Source organism: Bacillus nitratireducens (genome assembly GCF_001884135.1).
In the GTDB taxonomy this organism is placed as follows: Bacteria; Bacillota; Bacilli; order Bacillales; family Bacillaceae_G; genus Bacillus_A; species Bacillus_A nitratireducens.
Genome location: NZ_MAOC01000086.1, coordinates 100,228 through 120,147, shown reverse-complemented (window position 1 = coordinate 120,147; position 19,920 = coordinate 100,228). Strand labels below are relative to the sequence as shown.

14 protein-coding genes and 3 riboswitches are annotated in these 19,920 nt (G+C 35.1%); of the genes, 2 read left to right on the top strand and 12 right to left on the bottom strand.

From position 1 onward, the window contains the following. Positions 1-518 precede the first annotated feature (518 nt). The 7 genes from BAU23_RS23960 to BAU23_RS23930 form a co-directional block, all read right to left on the bottom strand. Positions 519-2,051, bottom strand: coding sequence for an ABC-F family ATP-binding cassette domain-containing protein (locus BAU23_RS23960; protein WP_071735276.1), 1,533 nt, complete (start codon positions 2,049-2,051; stop codon positions 519-521). A 306-nt stretch (positions 2,052-2,357) separates the two neighbouring features. After that, positions 2,358-3,131 carry a hypothetical protein gene (locus tag BAU23_RS23955; protein ID WP_071735274.1) on the bottom strand — a complete coding sequence of 258 codons (774 nt, stop codon included), beginning with the start codon at positions 3,129-3,131 and terminating at the stop codon, positions 2,358-2,360. Between the two features lie 66 nt (positions 3,132-3,197). Beyond that, on the bottom strand, positions 3,198-3,947 hold the full coding sequence (locus BAU23_RS23950) for an ABC transporter ATP-binding protein (protein WP_000016053.1): 750 nt from the start codon (positions 3,945-3,947) through the stop codon (positions 3,198-3,200). Next, a complete protein-coding gene (locus tag BAU23_RS23945) occupies positions 3,944-4,942 on the bottom strand; it encodes an ABC transporter substrate-binding protein (protein ID WP_000715540.1) in 999 nt (332 codons plus the stop codon). The genes BAU23_RS23950 and BAU23_RS23945 overlap by 4 nt, the downstream gene beginning before the upstream one ends. Continuing rightward, positions 4,939-5,712 carry an ABC transporter permease gene (locus BAU23_RS23940; protein WP_001057173.1) on the bottom strand — a complete coding sequence of 258 codons (774 nt, stop codon included), beginning with the start codon at positions 5,710-5,712 and terminating at the stop codon, positions 4,939-4,941. The genes BAU23_RS23945 and BAU23_RS23940 overlap by 4 nt, the downstream gene beginning before the upstream one ends. Next, on the bottom strand, positions 5,684-6,004 hold the full coding sequence (locus tag BAU23_RS23935; protein ID WP_000082898.1) for an MTH1187 family thiamine-binding protein: 321 nt from the start codon (positions 6,002-6,004) through the stop codon (positions 5,684-5,686). The genes BAU23_RS23940 and BAU23_RS23935 overlap by 29 nt, the downstream gene beginning before the upstream one ends. Before the next feature lie 101 nt (positions 6,005-6,105). Continuing rightward, a riboswitch (TPP riboswitch) is annotated at positions 6,106-6,207 on the bottom strand. 61 nt (positions 6,208-6,268) lie between these two features. Further along, the gene (locus tag BAU23_RS23930; protein WP_071735272.1) at positions 6,269-8,008 is read right to left on the bottom strand and encodes a methyl-accepting chemotaxis protein; all 1,740 of its coding nucleotides are present in this window, start codon (positions 8,006-8,008) and stop codon (positions 6,269-6,271) included. 142 nt (positions 8,009-8,150) lie between these two features. Beyond that, a riboswitch (cyclic di-GMP riboswitch) is annotated at positions 8,151-8,235 on the bottom strand. A gap of 282 nt (positions 8,236-8,517) precedes the next feature. Here BAU23_RS23930 and BAU23_RS23925 point away from each other — a divergent pair. Further along, positions 8,518-9,831 carry an anaerobic C4-dicarboxylate transporter family protein gene (locus tag BAU23_RS23925; protein ID WP_000498716.1) on the top strand — a complete coding sequence of 438 codons (1,314 nt, stop codon included), beginning with the start codon at positions 8,518-8,520 and terminating at the stop codon, positions 9,829-9,831. Between the two features lie 87 nt (positions 9,832-9,918). Here the strand turns inward: BAU23_RS23925 and thiE are convergent, their stop codons facing one another. Beyond that, on the bottom strand, positions 9,919-10,578 hold the full coding sequence (gene thiE, locus BAU23_RS23920; RefSeq protein ID WP_071735271.1) for a thiamine phosphate synthase: 660 nt from the start codon (positions 10,576-10,578) through the stop codon (positions 9,919-9,921). A 16-nt stretch (positions 10,579-10,594) separates the two neighbouring features. Continuing rightward, complete coding sequence (thiM, locus tag BAU23_RS23915; protein WP_001056102.1) at positions 10,595-11,401, bottom strand: hydroxyethylthiazole kinase; 807 nt, start codon at positions 11,399-11,401, stop codon at positions 10,595-10,597. A gap of 72 nt (positions 11,402-11,473) precedes the next feature. Next, positions 11,474-11,586, bottom strand: a riboswitch (TPP riboswitch). 288 nt (positions 11,587-11,874) lie between these two features. Between thiM and topB the strand changes: the two genes are divergently transcribed. Beyond that, a complete protein-coding gene (topB, locus tag BAU23_RS23910) occupies positions 11,875-14,064 on the top strand; it encodes a DNA topoisomerase III (protein WP_016128273.1) in 2,190 nt (729 codons plus the stop codon). A gap of 41 nt (positions 14,065-14,105) precedes the next feature. On the opposite strand, the gene BAU23_RS23905 is transcribed toward topB, so the two are convergent. The 3 genes from BAU23_RS23905 to BAU23_RS23895 all read right to left on the bottom strand — a co-directional run bounded on the left by BAU23_RS23905 (position 14,106) and on the right by BAU23_RS23895 (position 19,820). Further along, positions 14,106-17,081, bottom strand: a complete 2,976-nt coding sequence (locus BAU23_RS23905) for a YhgE/Pip domain-containing protein (protein WP_071735269.1) — start codon at positions 17,079-17,081, stop codon at positions 14,106-14,108. 305 nt (positions 17,082-17,386) lie between these two features. Beyond that, a complete protein-coding gene (locus BAU23_RS23900) occupies positions 17,387-18,178 on the bottom strand; it encodes an endonuclease/exonuclease/phosphatase family protein (RefSeq protein WP_000771956.1) in 792 nt (263 codons plus the stop codon). Between the two features lie 4 nt (positions 18,179-18,182). Then, positions 18,183-19,820: a PTS transporter subunit IIBC gene (locus BAU23_RS23895; protein WP_000705548.1), complete on the bottom strand. Its 1,638-nt coding sequence runs from the start codon at positions 19,818-19,820 to the stop codon at positions 18,183-18,185. Positions 19,821-19,920 lie beyond the last annotated feature (100 nt).

Sequence of the window (19,920 nt, the reverse complement as noted above, 5' to 3'; positions counted from 1 at the left end):
CATGAAATTTCATCATCCTGCTACGTCATTCAAAATTGACTCCATAAATTCACCAAAAGTTCTTTCAAAAGATATATAGAATTAATAATGTATAAAAAGACGGTAATATTCCTTCTTATAAAGTGAAACTTTAATCAGTGGGGGGTTCATCCCCCCCACTGATTATTAGCCCTCACCAATCGGGCGTTTACTGCCCACAAATAGCGGGATAAATGGATGAAGACAGCACAGAAACCCCAGCTAAACCTTTAATTTTGCAAAAAAATCGAAAGTTTTAATTATAATAACCTATTATAATTATATTCAGTTTATAACATGAAATTTGTGTGAAGTTCATCTGAATTTTACATGAATTCCCTTTAAGTTCTATTGTCTTCCCATACTACTCACATTATCCTTTACATATAGGAATTATTTTCATTCCATTTCAAACTATCTATATATACAAAGAAAGATAGTAGCCTATTAGGGAAAGGCATTAGCTCATAAAAGCTAATGCCTTTTCTTTATGATTATTGTTAAACGTTCCATTCTTCGATATTCCATATTTTCGTTATCCACGCTTCATAGAAAGATGGCTCATGTGAAACAATTAAAACCGTACCTTTATATTGTTTTAACGCTTCCTGTAAAGCCCTCTTAGTCTCTGTATCCAAATGGTTAGTTGGTTCATCTAAAATTAAAACATTGCTTTTAGTTACAATAAGTTCGCATAATCGTACTTTTGTTTGTTCTCCTCCACTTAATAATTGAATAGGTTTTAATACATGTTCTTCTTTTAATCCGCACTTTGCTAATACTTGTCGGATTTCTTTTCTTGTCATGTCTGGCCTTCCTGCCCATACTCTCTCTAGTGCAGTTATTTCTGTGGAAAATTCCTCTTGTGCAAAATAAGCGGGTTTTACTCGTTCCCCAATAGAAACTGAACCGCCTAACGGTTTTATTTGTCCTAGTAATGTTTTTAGCATTGTTGTTTTTCCAATCCCATTATGACCAATAATCGCAATCTTTTCCCCTTTTTTCACTTGAAGATCCAATTCTGGAAACAACGGTTCACCATAACCAATTTTCAGTTTCTCTACCTGTAATATACGACTCACTGGCTCAGTATAAACATTAAAGTCAAAACGAGCGCGAGGTACATCGTTAACCTTTTCAACCTTTTGCATTTTCTCTAATACTTTTTCACGACTTTTTGCTTGTTTCGCTTTACGGATTTTATTTTTTTGAATAAAGCTCTCTAAATGTGCAATTTCCTTTTGCTGTTTCGTATATGCTGCTTGTAATTGTTTCTTTTGCAGTTCATAATTACGCACAAAACTATTATAATCACCTACATAGCGCTTAATTGTGCGCTCATCTAGATGATAAATAACTTTCGTAATATTGTTCAAAAATACTTCATCGTGCGAAATGATAATATAAGCTTTTTCATACATTTGTAAATATGATTGCAACCATTCTATATGAGCTGTGTCTAAATAGTTAGTTGGCTCATCTAATAATAAAACATCAGCTTTTTCTAAAAGGAGTTTACCAAGTAATAACTTTGTCCGTTGACCACCGCTTAACTTTGAAACATCCTTTTCCATTCCTACTTCAAACAAACCTAAGCCAGTTGCTACTTCTTCAATTTCTGTATGAATTTGATAAAAATTAGAATTCTCCAATATAGTTTGTAACTCTCCATACCTTACTAACAATTTCTCTACTTCTCCTGCTCCAGCCATCTCTTCTGTAAGTTTTAACATTTCACGTTCAAACTCATACAGATTAGAAAACGCACTTTGCAAGTATTCTTCAATTGTTATACCTTCTTGCAAATCTATATGTTGTTGTAAAAAGCCGATCTTAACATGGGGAAACCATTCAATTTTCCCATCATCATGTATAAGTTCTCCTGTTAACAAGCGTAATAATGTTGATTTTCCAATTCCATTTTTCCCTACTAGCCCAACATGTTCACCCTTTAATAATCGAAAGCACGTATTATATAAAATGGTTTTCTCACCATATGAATGACTTACATTTTCTACTGTTAATATACTCATTTTTTCTCTCTCCTTTTCTTATGATCCATAAGCTAAATAGAGAGAACAACAGTATAAAGCCTTATTTAGTTATACATATAAAAAATGGGTAAGGTGAATACACCTTACCCATTACATATTATCGTAAGAAAGGATTAAGGTTCTTTACCTGCTGTCTTCAATTTAGCTTATTTGTTAAAAATGGGCAGACTTCTCCCATATCAAGCTAAAACCATTTGAAGAACAGTTGATAAAGTCATTTTATCCTTTCACTCCTTTAACATTTGTTATATTAAGAGTATAAACTACTCTGTTATATTCTATTCTCTATTTTTTCTTTTGTTCCTTCTCCGTTTTCTCATTTTCTGCGTAAATTTCTTTATACATCTTTTCTAATGCATATGGATTTGTAAAAATGAGCGTTAACGATTTCCACATATAAATTCTTCTTTGTAATTCTATCCCATACTCTTTACTAACCATATTTTTCACTTCTGAAATATGCTCTTCGTTTTGAAATTGTTGTACAGATTTCAATTCCTTCGTCTTAAAATCCGTTAAAAAGCCTATTACAGTTCGTCCATGTTCCTGTGATCTTTCTTCTAAATCAAACTGAATTGAATGCACAAAACCTAAAACGTGAAAGATTTGAGCATGTAATCCGACAGCAGCACGCTGTTCCATTAAGTTGTAGCACTCTCGCTTTAATACTTCTACCATTTCTAAAGAATTTCTATTAACTGGCATTTTGCCGACAAACATAATTTTTACAATATGAGCGACTGCCCCCATACTTTTTAATACACTCTCTAAAATTTCTACTGCGTCTTCTACATATCCATTTGAAATTATAGAATGAATAAATTCATCTAATACCGCTTGAAACTTTTTAACTAAATGTAAATCACGTAATTCTGGAACATCTTCTCTCAATTGATCTCGACCTTGAACCCACTTTAAAATTTTTGTCATTTCTTCTTCTTTTAATTCATGATGTTCCATACCATATTTCATTAATAATATATGATTTTTTAATAAAGCTTTTCCTTCTTCAAGATTATCTGCAGTTAATGAATCCACTATTTTCTCGATAGATGTCATCTTTCTCCCCCTATATAAAAAAGCCTCTTAACAGTAATTATACCAAAAACTGTTAAAAGGCTTTTTCTATTTTTTCATGTAAGGAGCTAATACTCTTAAAATTTCTTCCTTATCCTTCTTTAACTCAAGTGATGTTAACATATCCATCGTTCGTGGCCTAAGTAATTTCACTTGTACCTCTCCAACAATTGATGCTGGTCTTTGAGATAAAATAAATATGCGATCAGAAAGTAAAATTGCCTCATCTAAGTCATGTGTAACCATAACAATTGTCTGCTTTTCTTGATGCCAAGAATTTAAAAGCCAACTGTGTACTTCCATTTTTGTAAATGCATCTAATTTTCCAAAAGGCTCATCCAGCAGCATAATTGGCTTTTCACATAAATATGTGCGAAGGAAACTAATTCTTTGACGCATGCCACCTGATAACTCATCTGGATAATGATCCGCATATTCATCTAGCTCAAACTGCTTTAATGCTTCCATTCCTTCTGCTAGCCTTTGCTTTTTAGGCTTCCCTTCGATTTCCAATGGAAGTACTATATTTTGCAAAGCCGATCGCCACGGTAGTAATAAATCTTGTTGCGGCATATAACTTACAACATCTTGTTTTTTCACATGTTCCTCGTTATAAAATACCTCTCCACTCGTTGGCTCTTCAACACTCGCGATCATATTTAACAAAGTGCTTTTTCCACAACCACTTGGACCTACAAAAGAGACGAATTCCCCCTCCTGTATAGAAGCACTAATCTTTGCTAATACATTCTTTCCATCGAAAGCTTTTACAATATCTTTTATTTGTAATCCACTCATTTTTCACTTGGAAGGAATTCATTTGTAAAGGCATCTTTTACATCGATTTTCTTTTTAATAACTTTGTTGTCATATAAGAAATTCATGTAATTCGTCCAAACTTCTTCCTTCTGTACTCCCCACGCTTTTGCATCATCTTGATACTTTGTACTTAACCACTTTTGACTTTCTTGCACTAATTCTTTATTCACATCTGGAACAGCTTTAATTAAAATATCCGCAGCTTCTTTCGGTTCTTTAATTGCAAAATCATAACCTTCTGTCGTTGCAGTCATAAACTTTTTCACAAAGTCTTTATCTTGCTTCGTATGTTTTTCACTTGTAATAATAACAGGACTATAGAAATCAAGCGCTGGATCTAAGTCTTTCACCATAATCGTATTTAACTCTTTTCCTTGACGCTTCGCTTCAATTCCATCCCATCCGTAATAAATCCATTCGAAATCTGCATCACGACCGATCGATTTGAAGAAGTCTGTTTGTCCAAGAATAATTTTTTCGACTTTATTAAAATCAGCTTGATGTTTCTCCATAATCGTTTTTAACGTCGCTTCTTCTGCTGGTCCTCCCCAGCCGCCATAACGTTTACCTTCAAAATCCTTCGGTAACGTCATATTATCTTTTTTTAGCGATGCAAAAGCAGAGGTATTATGCTGAATAATTGCACCAACAGAAACAACTGGGATTCCTTCAACACGAGCTAATGTTACATTTTCTTGTGCACTTATCGCAAAGTCTGCTTTCCCAGAAGCAATCATCTGCTCTGCCGTTACATTATCACCAGGCTGGATAATTTCTACATCAAGCCCTTGCTTTTTGTAATAATCTTTCGTTTGCGCTACATATAAGCCAGTATGATTCGTATTTGGAAACCAATCTAAAACGACTTTTACTTTTTTATCTTTACTTGAACTTTCTTCTTTCTTCGCCGGATTACATCCTGCAACACCAACTGCTAATAATGCAGCTAACATAATTTTTAAACCTTTTTTCATTTTCTGCCGCCCTTTCTGTATATCCATGGTGCTGTTATTCTTGCCATAAATTCAACAATAAAGTACAGGCATAATGTCACCATGACGATAATCGCTGCAACACCAAATACTCGAGCCGTTAAAAAGGATTTTGTTGCTCTTGTAAGCATAACCCCTAATCCTTCACTGGCACCAAGCCATTCCCCAATAATCGCTCCCATCACACTATATGTAACAGCTATTTTTAAACCTGAGAAAAAGTACGGGAGCACTGCTGGAAATTTTACTTTCTGATAAATTTGCCACTTTGTCGCCTTCATCGTTTGTAACAACTTCAGCATATTTTTATCTACCGTTTGGAAACCTTCTAAAATGCTAAGCGCAATTGGGAAGAAACAAACAAGAATAACAACCATTACTTTTGGCAACATTCCATACCCAAACCAAATAATAAATAATGGAGCGAGCACAACGATGGGAATTGTTTGCGAAATAACAAGCAACGGATTCATTAAAATCCGAAATAAAGGGATAACATCCATAATGATAGCAATACTTGTCCCAAGTATAATTGCAAAAAACAACCCAATTATTACTTCCTGTAACGTTTGCACTGTATTCGGTAATAGTAAATCTTTCATTCCAATTAACTCTTGCACAATTGCAGACGGCTTCGGTAAAATCCACGGCTCAATTTTAAATAATGAAACAGATCCTTCCCATATAGCAATGAGAAGGATAAGCCAAATTGTTGTAATTATTTTAGATCGCTTCTGGTTTTGCATATTCATCACGGTACTTCCAAACTTTTTCGTCAATCGTTACGCCCGTACTTGGACGATAGTGAATTTTAATAGAAGTGATTACTTCTTCTGCTCCAGCATCGACGCAAGCTTGTTGCGCGCGTTTAATGACGTCAAGAAGTACATCTAATTCTCCTTCCAACGTTGTTTCCATTGCTCCTACTTCATAACGAACTCCCGACTGTTGTACAACTTCAATTGCTTTATCAACAACGGAATACACATCTTTGTTCTTCGCTTGTGGTACTACTGAAAATGAAATTGTAACTTGTTGTGACATAATAAAATCCCCCTTACAAAATATGTTTTCAAAAAAAGAAAAGGCTTTCCTATCATGTAGGAAAGCCTTGTATACAAGTTATTCTATAATAACTTATGCTACATCACTTTAAAGTAACTCCCTACGCTGGCATTATCCAGATCAGGTTGAGGGTCGATGTATACTTACATCCTCTCAGCCAATTGGCTCCCCGGTTCTTAATTCGTTTTCATTGTAGCATGATTCATTTTATTGAACAAATAAAAGCACGTATAATCATTTCATTTAACTTTTGAATTCCCCTATTAACTCTTGTAACTCCTGTGAAAGCCAGCTTAAAGAACTGGCTAATTCAGCAATATCTTGTACAGACATTTCCTGTTCTTTCATACTTTCTTCAATATTATTACTACTATTTGCATACGTATTTGCAATAAGTGATAGTTCATTTACAACACGAACAATATTTTGGCTATTTTGCAATATATCACTTGAATTGCTAGAAACAACTCTAACTTGATTTGTAACAGATTGTGCTGATTTTGAAATTTTTTCAAAGAAAGCACCACTACTTTGAAAAAGTTTAATTCCGGATTCTACTTCTTTTGAAGCTTTTTGTATTGAAACAACAGCTTCTTCCGTTTCAACTTGCGTTTCCCCTATTAATTTAGCTATGTCTTTTGCTGATGCTTCCGTTTTCTCTGCTAATTTACGAACTTCATCGGCAACAACTGCATATCCTCGCCCAGCTGCCCCAGCACGTGATGCTTCAATGGAAGCATTTAAAGCTAGTAAGTTCGTTTGATTTGAAATACCTGTAATTACAGTTACAATGTCACTTATTTCTTTTGACCTTGTTTCTAACGAGTAAATGATAGAAGATAAATCTTGTACTGCATTTTGGATTAAACTCATTTGATTAATGATTTGTTCAATAACACCATTTTCTTTTATTGAATGATGCTTCGTACCTTCAGACTCTTTCGCCATTTGTTTTGCAGTATTAGTTATCTCTTCCATCCTATCTTCCATTTCATATACAATACCTAAATACTTTGGTACTGAAGTTTCTTGTGATTGAACGCCAGCCCTTAACTCAACTATAGAACTTACGATTCCTTGGACTGCCATGCTATTCTCTTTCGTACTCACTGACAATTCTTGCGAAGATAAGGAAACCTGTTCTGCTGTCTGCTTCACTTTATCTATAATTCCTTTAAACTTCTCAATGGTATTATTAAAATACGCATTAATAATACCAATATCATCTGGTCTTTCCTCTAATTTAATACTTAAATCACCTTCACCGACTCTGCGCAATCCTTCACGCAAATCCCGTAATGGAGCAAGTGCGTTACGCACAATTAAGAATTGAATAACAGTTGCAATTAAAACAGAAATACAAATAAACATTAAGCCTTGTATAATGAACTTTTCTTTTGTACTAGGAACAATAGAAGCATCTACATCAGCTGCAACAAGTGCCACAATGTTACCTTCTCCATCTTTAATCGGCTCTAATATCGTTACCCATGTTCCTAATGCGTCTTCATATACTTCTGTCATGTTTGCTTTTTTTGTGCTCATTACTTTATCATATGCTTCCATCCAAAGATCTGGTTGTTTATAATATTCTCCCGGCCTTACTTCAACAACATTTGCTAAACCTGTAGACAAATCAATGATTTGTAGCTCACCTTTTTCATTTTTTTTCGCTCCAACAATATACGTTTGTCCAACACTGTTCAATTCTTCCGTTGATTCATCTAATTTCTCTGTTAACTTCTCTCTCTTTTCTCTTTCTGCCGTTGGGTCTTTTGCAACATCTCTCAATATTTCCGCGTCTAATTTATGTAATATCGTATCTCCTGTTTCAAAAGAATGCCTTTCAAATATAGACATCATACTATTTTGAAACATGTTAAAACTTAACGCTCCCATAGTACCAACAAGCGTCAAAATAACTAACACAGTTAACAATACATTTTTTTGAAGAAATGATAGCTTGTGCCAATATTTTTTCATTAACATCACCTTTCTTAATTAACTTAATTTAAAGTAAAACTATTAAAATATAAACCTTATTAATAAATGACAACAATTCTCATTTGTCTACAAATAAAAAAAGACCAATGAAAAGAGCATTGGTCAAGACCAACCCTATCCGTCCGGTAACTGGCTAGCATAGTCGTTTGACCTTAGCCCCTGTAGTTTTGCGTCCTCATGTTTCCATCAGTTTGCCTTTCTCGCTGAACGAGTTGAACGATATGGGAGTTCTATGAGAATTAAAATATTCTCTTTCAAAGATTACAACATAAAAATTAAAATGTCCACTTATTTAGAGATGCAAATATAAAGTTTTAATGTATTATTTTTTCGAAATAATTTAACAAAGTTCGTGAATGTTACATTTCTTGTGTTATATAATAAAAAACGTATACAACACAAGGATTATTCCGGATATTCATTTAATTTTCATTCAAATTAAACTATTCGAATATATCTTAACTTACGAATTTCGGAGGTAGTTTATTATGTTTTGGCTACAATTTCTTACGTTACTACTCTGCATTTTTATTGGCGCACGCTTAGGTGGAGTTGGTCTAGGAGTAATGGGTGGCGTTGGTATGGCAATACTTGTTTTCGTCTTCCACTTACAACCTACAGCTCCTCCTATTGATGTAATGCTTATGATTTTAGCAGTAATTACAGCTGCCGGTGCTTTGCAAGCTGCTGGAGGAATGGATTATCTTGTCCATCTCGCTGAGAAAGCATTACGAAAAAACCCAAAGCGCATTACATTCTTTGCTCCTATTGTTACTTATTTATTCACACTATGCGCAGGAACAGGTCATGTCGCTTATTCTGTACTTCCTGTTATCGCCGAAGTATCTCGTGAATCAGGAATTAGACCTGAACGACCTATGTCAATTGCCGTTATCGCTTCACAGCAGGCAATTACAGCTAGTCCAATATCGGCTGCAACAGTTGCACTGTTAGCAATGTTAGCCGACTATAAAATCACCTTGTTAGATATTTTAAAAGTCAGTATCCCTTCTACTTTCATCGCTTGTATGGTAGCTGCATTCGTTGCTAGTAAAATGGGAAAAGAATTAAATGAAGATCCTGAATACTTGAAGCGATTAAAAGAGGGAATGATCCCTAAACTTGAAGAGAAAAAAGAATTTGTGGGTGCAAAAGGCGCTAAATTATCAGTTATCCTTTTCCTAGTAGGAACTTTCCTTGTCGTACTTCTTGGTTCATTTGAAGCACTTCGTCCGGGATGGATGGTTGACGGGAAGTTAGCTCGTCTTTCCATGCCAAACACAATTGAAATGGTTATGTTAACTATCGCAGCTCTTATTATTATTTTCTGTAAACCAAATGTAGAAAGCATTGTGTCTGGTAACGTCTTTAAAGCGGGGGCAACAGCAGTTGTTGCTATTTTTGGTATCGCTTGGATGGGAGATACGTTCTTCAACGGAAACTTAAATATGATTCAAGGATCAATTCAACACTTAGTGACTAGTGCACCATGGCTGTTTGCTATCGCATTATTCATTCTATCTATTTTACTGTATAGCCAAGCAGCAACAGTTCGTGCTTTAATGCCACTTGGACTATCACTTGGTATTCCACCAGCTTTACTAATTGCAATGTTCCCTGCAGTAAATGGATACTTCTTCATTCCAAACTACGGGACAATCGTTGCTGCAATTAATTTTGATCGCACTGGTACAACAGGAATTGGTAAGTATGTTTTAAATCATAGCTTTATGATTCCTGGCCTAATCGCAACCTTTACTTCTATCGGAATTGGAATGCTCTTAATTTCAATTATGTTTTAAATTAAAGCACAAACCTACAATTTTAAAAGGTTTGTGCTTTTTTAATCAAACGTTTGTTTAAATAAACGAAACAACTTTTTTACAAATCTACAAACTCTTACTTACTTCCTCTACTAGCTTCTTCGTACTCTCATACGCAGATTCCGCTAAACTAATCGCAGAAATAACAGAGACACCATCCGCACCGGCTTCTATAACCGAAGCAGTATTTTCAATCGTAATCCCACCGATACCAACAATCGGTATCATAATTCCTTGTTCTCTAAAGTGGGCTAAACCTTTCGTTCCTTGAACTGCTTTCGTATCTTTTTTCGTACTCGTTGGGAAAATAGGGCCAACACCTAAATAATCAGCTCCGTTTTCAATTGCCCAGCGTGCTTCTTCAATTGTATGGGTAGATACACCAACAATTTTATCTCCCATTTTTTCACGAACAGAAGTAATTCCTTCATCATCTTGTCCAACATGCACGCCATCTGCATCTAACTCAAGAGCTAGTTCCACATCATCATTTACGATGAATGGTACACCGTACTCCTTACAAATTGCTTGTAGTTCTTTTGCGAAACAAATACGTTTCTCTCCCGTTAAAGCGCCTTCCCCCTTTTCACGAAATTGAAAAATTGTTATACCGCCTTCAAGTGCATCTCTCAATACTTGTAGTGGCTCCTTCGTACAATTGTTACTTCCCATAATAAAATATACCGATAATAATCTAGACATTTCAGCCTTTGTAATACGCGGCATCTCGTTCCCCTCCTTACTATATAAGCTCAATCTTCCCATATTTCTTAATATCATCTGAAGTTGTATTCGCTAACTGATTTAAAAATTCAATTTGGAAACTACCAGGTCCCTTTTCCACTGTCTTAGCAGCTGCCAGTTCCGCAGCTACACCATAAAACGTTAATGCCGCTACTGCTGCCTTTACATAATCCTTTTCTACTGCTACAAATGCTCCTATTACAGAAGTTAGTAAACAACCTGTTCCAGTCACTTTCGTTAAAATAGGATGGCCATTTCGAATAAGAATAGTTCGCTCTCCGTCTGTAACAACGTCTTCTTCTCCAGTAATTACCGCAACTGTATTTAATTCATCCGCTGCCTGTTTTGCAATATTTACAACATTACCATTTCCAGTACCAGCGTCTACACCTTTAATTTCCCATTTTTCATTAATAACATTAGCAATTTCAGCTGCATTCCCGCGGATAACTGCTAAATCGATTTCAGCTGGAATATGTCTCGCAACTTCTGTTCGATAAGAAGTTGCTCCTGCCCCAACTGGATCAAATAATACTGGTACACCATTTGTATTTGCCGATTTACCAGCAAGTAACATCGCTTCTACCTCTTCAGGACGAAGTGTGCCCATATTTAAAACAAGAGCTCCCGCAATGCTAGCCATTTCTGCTACTTCTTCTTTTGCATACGCCATTACAGGCGATGCCCCTAATGCTAATAAACCGTTTGCTGTAAAATTTGTTACAACAACATTTGTAATATTATGAACGAGCGGATTAGACTCTCTTACCAAATCCACTACTTTACTAATTTCTTTCATATTCATCCTTTTCATCTCCTAACTATAGTGGTGGGAGATACACAAAAAGGCACTTTGCGCGTACGCAAAGTGCCTGAACATGTGCTTTTACACTCTCCCTACGCTGGCATTATCCAACAGGTTCAAATGGTCAATGACGGACTAGTAGTCATACTCTCAGTTTGCATCCACAAACTCCCATGTGTTTATTATTCATCTACTTCAAAGTCTACTCTTATTCTAGTAAAATAACAAGTTCTTTCCTTCTATAGAATGATAGAGATCATAACTCTCCTGGTCTAACCATTCTTCGCCTTTATATAATAAAAATGAAATTCATTTACAATGTCAATGGATACCCCTTAAAATCTGACATTTATATAAGTAAAACCCTCCTCGGTATATTTCATCACAAATAACTCAAACCGTCAGCAAGACTGAATAGAATAAAGATGTATGCTATATTTAACGTATGGAAATTTGAAAGGATGTTTTTAAATATGGCAAAAAGTATTGTAATTGCTGAAAAACCTTCTGTTGCACGTGATATCGCACGTGTACTGAAATGTGATAAAAAAGGGAACGGCTATCTTGAAGGTAGTAAATATATTGTTACTTGGGCTTTAGGTCATCTCGTTACATTAGCTGATCCAGAAAGCTATGATGTGAAATATAAACAGTGGAATTTAGAAGATTTACCAATGCTACCGGAGCGTTTAAAACTAACCGTTATTAAACAAACAGGGAAACAGTTTAACGCTGTAAAAAGTCAGCTTCTTAGAAAAGATGTAAATGAAATCATTATAGCTACTGACGCCGGTCGTGAGGGAGAGTTGGTCGCACGCTGGATTATCGATAAAGTTAAAATGCAGAAACCAATTAAACGTCTATGGATTTCATCTGTTACCGATAAAGCAATTAAAGATGGCTTCGCAAATTTAAAACCAGGAAAAGCATACGACAATCTATACGCTTCTGCTGTCGCACGTTCAGAGGCTGACTGGTATATCGGCCTTAATGCGACTCGGGCATTAACTACTCGCTTTAATGCTCAACTAAATTGTGGTCGTGTGCAAACACCTACTGTAGCCATGATTGCAAGCCGTGAAGATGAAATTAAACATTTCAAAGCTCAAACTTACTATGGTATCGAAGCTCAAACAGCTGAGAGATTAAAACTAACTTGGCAAGACACAAAAGGAAATAGTCGCAGCTTCAATAAAGAAAAAATCGATGCACTTGTGAACAAAATCAGTAAGCAAAATGCTACTGTTGTAGACATTGATAAAAAGCAAAAGAAATCGTTCGCTCCTGGTCTTTACGATTTAACTGAGCTACAACGTGATGCGAATAAAATATTTGGCTATTCTGCGAAAGAAACATTAAACATTATGCAAAAATTATATGAACAGCATAAAGTTTTAACGTACCCTCGTACAGATTCACGTTATATTTCATCTGATATTGTCGGCACACTTCCAGAGCGTCTGAAAGCGTGCGGAGTTGGAGAATACCGTCCTTTAGCACATAAAGTATTGCAGAAACCTGTAAAATCTAATAAATCATTTGTTGATGATAGCAAAGTAAGCGATCATCACGCAATTATTCCAACAGAGAGCTATGTAAACTTCTCAGCTTTCACAGATAAAGAACGTAAAATTTATGACTTAGTTGTAAAACGTTTCTTAGCTGTTTTATTCCCGGCCTTTGAATATGAACAACTAACATTGCGCACGAAAATTGGTGACGAAACGTTCATCGCACGTGGAAAAACGATTTTACATGCTGGTTGGAAAGAGGTTTATGAAAATCGATTTGAAGATGATGATGCAATCGATGATGTAAAAGAACAAATCTTACCTCGCATCGAAAAAGGCGATACATTAAACATAAAACTAATTGTCCAAACATCAGGTCAAACAAAAGCACCTGCACGCTTTAATGAAGCAACTTTACTTTCAGCGATGGAAAACCCAACAAAATACATGGATACGCAAAACAAACAACTTGCTGACACGTTAAAGTCAACTGGTGGATTAGGTACTGTAGCTACACGAGCTGATATTATCGACAAGTTATTCAATTCGTTCTTACTTGAAAAACGTGGTAAAGATATTCATATTACTTCAAAAGGCCGTCAGTTACTTGATTTAGTGCCAGAAGAGCTAAAATCTCCTACACTAACTGGTGAATGGGAACAAAAGTTAGAAGCTATCGCTAAAGGAAAATTAAAGAAAGAAGTATTCATTTCTGAAATGAAGAACTATACGAAAGAAATTGTTGCTGAAATTAAATCGAGTGATAAAAAATATAAACATGACAACATTTCAACGAAGTCTTGTCCAGACTGTGGTAAACCAATGTTAGAAGTAAACGGTAAAAAAGGTAAAATGCTTGTATGCCAAGATCGCGAATGTGGTCACCGTAAAAATGTATCCCGCACTACAAATGCACGCTGTCCTCAGTGTAAAAAGAAACTAGAACTTCGTGGTGAAGGAGCAGGCCAAATTTTCGCATGTAAATGTGGCTATCGTGAGAAACTTTCTACATTCCAAGAGAGACGTAAAAAAGAATCCGGCAGCAAAGCTGATAAACGCGACGTTCAAAAATATATGAAACAGCAGAACAAAGAAGAAGAACCATTAAACAATCCATTCGCAGAAGCATTAAAGAAATTAAAATTTGATTAAACAAAAAGGTTCCTACCACTATCGGTAGGAACCTTTTATTTTTAATGAATAATTTTACTTCCTTTTGCGTTCTCAACAAACTTTTCACTCGATTTGTTAATTGGTGTTTTCAGTAATAACGCAGCAATAATCATAACTACTACGAAAACACTTAACACAAGTAAATCTCTTATTACTATATCCCAAAGCATTCCACCTACTGTTTCACGAATTGCACTAATTGCATATGTGAATGGTAAGAACGGATAAATCGCTTGGAAGAATGGTGGTGTCATTTGAATTGGGAACGTACCACCCGATCCTGCTACTTGTAGTACAAGTAAAATAATCGCCATCGATTTCCCAACGTTTCCGAAAATAGAAACGAGTGAGTATACGATACAAACAAAGACTCCACCGATAAATAAACTAAATAACACAAACCAGAACTTATCGACTACGTACGTACCGAGTAAGAATATATCTCCCATTGATACGATAAACGCTTGTGAAAGACCTATCGTTAAGAATGTTAATAAACGTCCGAAGTAAACTTCATGGCTCTTATAATTCGCGCCCTCTTCATGTACTTCTACCGTTAATAATGAAACCATTAATAATGCGCCTACCCATAATGCAAGCACTGTATAGAATGGTGACATTGCTGAACCGTAGTTCGGCATTGCAAATAATTTATTCTCTTTTAAATTTACTGGATTCGCGAAGTAATCACTTTGCTTTTCAACATCATTCTTTAATAAGCGTATGATGTCTTTTATATCCTCTTCTGATTCAAAATCACGAATTTTATCTGCTAATTCTTTAATCTTTTTCTCAGTAGCTGGCATTTCAGCTTTAATATCTGCAATTTTCTTTTGACCATCTACTAAGCCTTTTGATGAATCTTCAAGTAATTTTTTCACATCTGGAAGCTTCTTATCTGCCTCGCCTAAAATTTGAGATGTATTTTTAGACATCTCTTTTGTACGAGCAATTGCTGCGTTAAAGTTTGGAACGATTTCTGAATCATATTTAGCTAAGATGTCACCAATTTGGCCCGAAACATTTTTAGACACTTGATTAATACTTTCAATAACATCTGCTGCTGGTTTTTGACCTTTATTAATAGCGTCAATTCCTTTATCAGTTAAATCGATTCCTTTTTGAAAACCATCTTTTATTTTATTTAACTTAGCAATTGTGCCATTAAGATTTTTATCACTATTCACATCGCCCAAAACTTTATTTGTACTTTCCATAACCGGAATCATATCATTAACTAAATTCCATCCTGCTTTGAACTGTCCATTTACATCATTTAAGGCTACTTTTGTAGAATCTAATCCATTAACACCTTTGTTACTTAAGTCTTCTCTTGCTTTTTCAAGCTCCGTTTTTAATCTGCTGTAATCATTTACAGCCTTATCATATTTTTCTCTACCATTGTCTAATGCTTCATTTGTTTGGTTTACTAAATCATTTGCTGCTTTTATATCTTGATTTAAATTCCCTCTTAACTGCTGAGCGTCTTCTTTTACATTTTCAGCTGTGTTTTTCAATTGCTCAGCTGTGCTTACTGCTTTTTCGAAATCTGCTACAAACGTAGCATTATAATCTGCTTCTGCTTGGTTTACCAAGTTATTTATTGCATCTAACTTTTTATTAGTAGCGTCTCTTACATCTTGTTTCACTTCTTGCCCTGTACCAATAATATTGGCAATATCTTTAACGCCACCATTTGCATTTTCAATAGCTGATTTAAGGTTTGTTAATTTTTCTATTCTCTTTTGGAAGAATTCTTTTCCAAAATCAGTTGATGCAGACTCTTTAAATTTAGTAAAGACATCAATTACATATGAAACACTATCTGCTCGACCTTGCAGCGTCTCAGAAACCTTATTAAGATCTTGTTTCGCTTTTTCCGGATCAAGATTACCATTTTGCAACCCGTTTATAACACCTTGTGCATAAGTTGTTCCGACACGTATCGAACTAAAAACATTATTTACAGTTTGATCAATATTTTTAGCAATATTTTTATACCCCTCACCATTCACTTGCGGTAACGCTGGAATTTCTGGTATTTGTGGTACGTGCGGAATAGTTATATTAGGCAACACTGGGAATTTAGCCGGATCTGGAAGTGTCAGATTAGAATCAAATGATGGATTTTTTAAGAAATCCGTAATTGCTGCCGCACTATCTAAACCTTGTTGCATTACAATTAAGTTATTCTTAATAGTCCCTGGAGCACGTTTCAATGTTTCATCATTTCTCGCAAAGAATTTATCTAAATTCCCTAACGCTTCTTGCCCATCATTCATAACACTTTCTACAACTGGCAACTCTTTTTGCGCTACTTTTACAACATCTTCTGCTCGAGTCGCATCATCTAATGCCTTATCCACAAGTGTATTCATTTCTGGGAATTGTGCTTCTAACTTAAAGACAAGATCCTTGACCTTCTCAATACTCGGTAAGTTAGTTTCTAAATCGATTCCAAGGTCATTGAAGATTTTAAAAATCTCACCGTTTGCTGTTTTAACAAAGTTTTTACTAACCTCTTCTGTAAGACCCGATGCACCTTTAGCTGTAATCTTCGGTGCAATGGCATTCACCTTTTCATTTACATAGTAATCAATTTCCGGTTTCTGTGGATTTTCATTCAAGACCGTTGCAATCTTTTCAGAAAAATCTTTTGGAATAGTAATACTTGCGGAATAATCTCCACGCTCTACTCCATAAATTGCTTGCTTTTCATCAACAAACTTCCACCCGAAATTTTTGTCCTTCTTAAGTGAATCTACAATTTCTTCCCCGATGTTAATATCTTTCCCTCTTAAATTTGATCCAACATCTTGGTTAGAAACTGCAATCTGGATTCCCTTCGTATTTCCGTAAGGATCCCAAGAAGCTTTAATGTTAAACCATGCATATAACGATGGTAAAATCATTAACCCTAAAACAATAACAATTGCAGCCCAATGTTTGGCTACATTCCGTAAATCTGTCTTATAAATACGCCAAATTTGTTTCATAAAAGTTATCACCTAATTATATATTTTTCCTTCTTTAGAAAATGATACATGCATTTTGCAATTATATCACTTTCTACATCGTGGATTAAACGAAAACATACTATTTTTCCCATTAAATATTTCACTTACTTCATTATATAACGAAGTGAAAAAAGTATGCATACAAAATGACCAAATTAGTTTTACATTCAATAATAACAAATATATAGGAAATGTCATAAAAAATACAAGTATTTTCTCTTGGAAATACTTGTATTCCTAAAAAAATCCTCACAGCTTTTTATAATCTGTGAGGATTTCTTCTATTATATGTCTAATTGCATCTCTACACCGAAATGATCTGAAATTACATTTCGGTTTGTGCCATTAAAAATAACTTTTGAAGAATGAACTGTTTTACTTTGGTTACACAATATTAAATCGATTCGCAAATTATGTTTATTTTCATCCCAACCAGCAATTTCACCTTGGACAGTTGTTCCTTCATCCTTCTCTATCGCTAGTTCATATGTGTCATATAAACCTTTTTGCATCATATACTCATAACCCTCTCCTTCCAAACGAGCATTGTTATTAAAATCACCCATTAAGAAGGAAAGTTCATTACTATTTACACGCTCCATTAAACGATCAACTTGGTCCTTGAATGATTCTTCTTCATCATTCCACCAGCCAAGATGGCAAGAATAAAACGTTATATTCTTATCATTATAAGCAATTGTTGCACTTACAATTTTGCGTGTTTTCCAATACGTTGTATCCTTATTTTCTGAGATAAAGAACGTATCTTCCTTTACAATGTTGTGCTTTGTTATAATTGCTAATCCTTCCTCGTACACATCATATCCAATATGAGAGAAATCCCAAATAATATTGTATGCTTTTACATTTAATGCTCTTAACTCTTCTAGCAGTAAAAGTCCAAAATTATCTTTTTTCTTGTTACCGCATACATTTTCAGCTTGTATAGACTGACTTACTTCTTGCAATGCGATCACATCATAATCTTCTTCTTGAATTACTTTAGCAAGATACTTTATTTTTTCAATTTGATTCTCTTCTTGCCAAGAGTGACAATTTAAAGTTAGCAATTTCATATTATTACGCACCTAACATATCTTGAATGTCTGACTTTAATACGTCAGCTTTCGGGCCATATACTGCTTGTACACCTTTATCTTTTACGATAAGTCCTAAAGCACCATTTTGTTTCCATTGTGCTTCTGGTGCAACAACATCTAAATCTTTTACTGTTACACGTAAACGTGTCATACAAGCATCCACGTCAGCAATATTTTCTTTTCCACCTAATAAATCGATAACTTTTGTTGCTAATGAACCATCTTGTACATTTCCTGTTCCTTCTGATGCCTCATCTTCATTATCAATATAGTTACCCGCACGACCTGGTGTTGGTAAATTGAACTTTTTAATTAAGAAGTTGAATAATGTAAAGTTAAGACCGAAGAACACTAATGAAACGATAACGAAATTGATTAAATCTCTTGTTAAACCTGCGTTAACCATCATTGGTGTACGAGTAATTAACTCAATAAATCCGAATGCGTGAACACGTAAGTTAATTAAATCTGCTAATGCGAATGCAAGCCCTGTTGTAATTGCATATACAACATATAATACTGGAGCAATAAACATGAACATGAATTCGATTGGCTCTGTTACACCTGTTAAGAATACTGCTAATGCTGCTGATAAGAACATTGGTTTATACTTTGCACGTTTTTCTTTATCAACATTACGGAACATCGCAAACGCAATCCCCATTAACGCTGCTGTTGAGCCGATAACTTGTCCAGCTTTGAAACGAGCTGGTACAACGTTATTTAATAAATCGTTATATGCTTTCGTATCTCCATTTGCTAGTAAATTATTTAAGTCTGTAATCCATGCAAGCCATAATGGATCTTGTCCTGCTACAATTTGTCCAACTTTTGAGCCAGTCAACATCGTATATGTTCCGCCTAGCTCTGTGTAGTTCATCGGAATCGTTAACATATGATGTAATCCAAATGGTAATAATAAACGCTCTAACGTTCCATATACGAACGGTGCAACAACTGGCGCACTATCTTTAGATGCTGCAATCCAGCGACCGAATTCATTTAATCCACTTTGGATGAACGGCCATAAAAGTGATAATACAATTGCAGTGACTGTAGACCAAACAATTACAACGAATGGTACGAATCGTTTTCCATTAAAGAATGCTAATGCCTGTGGCAGTTTATTATAGTTATAATATTTGTTATATAGAGTAGCTCCTAAGAAACCTGTGATAATCCCTACGAAAACTCCCATGTTTAATGCTGGCGCACCAAGTACAGAAGTAAAGTAATCTTTTACAACTAAATCTCCTGCTAATACTGAAGAAACTGTCGCTTTTGAATCCGCTAACATTTCAGCGTTTACGCCAAATATAGCTCCTGTAATTCTGTTTGTTAAGACGAATGCTAACAGTGCTGCAAATGCACCACCTGCGCGATCCTTCGCCCAAGATCCCCCAATTGCTACTGCGAATAAGATGTGTAGATTTGTAATGATTGCCCAACCGATGTCTTCCATTACGCGAGCGATTGTATGAACTGCGTTAATATCCCCAGCAGACATCCCAATTAACTTACCGATAGAAATCATTAAACCAGCTGCTGGCATTACAGCTACAACAACTAATAATGCTTTCCCGAACTTTTGCCAAAAATCAAAAGACGTAATTTTCATCTGTTCTTCCTCCCCTTTATTTATAACAAAATAATGATTTAAATTATAATTTCTGTTTCTCTTATGAAAACGATTCCTTATGTTACTTTTTTCTCTTTAC

Coding starts and splice junctions, on each gene's coding strand:
- BAU23_RS23960 (WP_071735276.1), bottom strand. CDS start 2,051: ATGAGTATATTAACAGTAGAAAATGTAAGTCATTCATATGGTGAGAAA.
- BAU23_RS23955 (WP_071735274.1), bottom strand. CDS start 3,131: ATGACATCTATCGAGAAAATAGTGGATTCATTAACTGCAGATAATCTT.
- BAU23_RS23950 (WP_000016053.1), bottom strand. CDS start 3,947: ATGAGTGGATTACAAATAAAAGATATTGTAAAAGCTTTCGATGGAAAG.
- BAU23_RS23945 (WP_000715540.1), bottom strand. CDS start 4,942: ATGAAAAAAGGTTTAAAAATTATGTTAGCTGCATTATTAGCAGTTGGT.
- BAU23_RS23940 (WP_001057173.1), bottom strand. CDS start 5,712: ATGAATATGCAAAACCAGAAGCGATCTAAAATAATTACAACAATTTGG.
- BAU23_RS23935 (WP_000082898.1), bottom strand. CDS start 6,004: ATGTCACAACAAGTTACAATTTCATTTTCAGTAGTACCACAAGCGAAG.
- BAU23_RS23930 (WP_071735272.1), bottom strand. CDS start 8,008: ATGAAAAAATATTGGCACAAGCTATCATTTCTTCAAAAAAATGTATTG.
- BAU23_RS23925 (WP_000498716.1), top strand. CDS start 8,518: ATGTTTTGGCTACAATTTCTTACGTTACTACTCTGCATTTTTATTGGC.
- thiE (WP_071735271.1), bottom strand. CDS start 10,578: ATGCCGCGTATTACAAAGGCTGAAATGTCTAGATTATTATCGGTATAT.
- thiM (WP_001056102.1), bottom strand. CDS start 11,401: ATGAATATGAAAGAAATTAGTAAAGTAGTGGATTTGGTAAGAGAGTCT.
- topB (WP_016128273.1), top strand. CDS start 11,875: ATGGCAAAAAGTATTGTAATTGCTGAAAAACCTTCTGTTGCACGTGAT.
- BAU23_RS23905 (WP_071735269.1), bottom strand. CDS start 17,081: ATGAAACAAATTTGGCGTATTTATAAGACAGATTTACGGAATGTAGCC.
- BAU23_RS23900 (WP_000771956.1), bottom strand. CDS start 18,178: ATGAAATTGCTAACTTTAAATTGTCACTCTTGGCAAGAAGAGAATCAA.
- BAU23_RS23895 (WP_000705548.1), bottom strand. CDS start 19,820: ATGAAAATTACGTCTTTTGATTTTTGGCAAAAGTTCGGGAAAGCATTA.